The organism is Paralimibaculum aggregatum, from assembly GCF_030270585.1.
Taxonomy (GTDB): domain Bacteria; phylum Pseudomonadota; class Alphaproteobacteria; order Rhodobacterales; family Rhodobacteraceae; genus Thermohalobaculum; species Thermohalobaculum aggregatum.
Genome location: NZ_BSYI01000178.1, coordinates 1 through 271, shown reverse-complemented (window position 1 = coordinate 271; position 271 = coordinate 1). Strand labels below are relative to the sequence as shown.

Genomic DNA, 271 nt, shown 5'->3' with positions numbered 1-271 from the left:
CAAATCCTGCCCCCGCAACCAGCGATATCTGTCGCGCCCCCGTGCCACCCGGCCGGGGGCGCGCGTCGTTCGTGAGCGCCAGGATCCCCGCCAGCGCCCCGACCAGCTCGATCTCAAGCGCATCGCCCGCCGGGACCAGCACGATCCCCTCGATCAGGTCGCGCAGCGCCGCCGCCGCCTCGGCGCGGGTCTCCGCCCCGTTCAGCGCCTCGGCGAGGCCCGGGACCTTGCGGTGGTAAAGTTGTAAGCGATGCGTGCGCCCCACGGGTTT

Annotated in this window: 1 pseudogene; it reads right to left on the bottom strand. The window is 72.7% G+C overall.

What is annotated here, in order from left to right:
- Nucleotides 1-271 (bottom strand): annotated as a pseudogene (locus tag QSJ97_RS24840) (hypothetical protein); the annotation flags it as partial.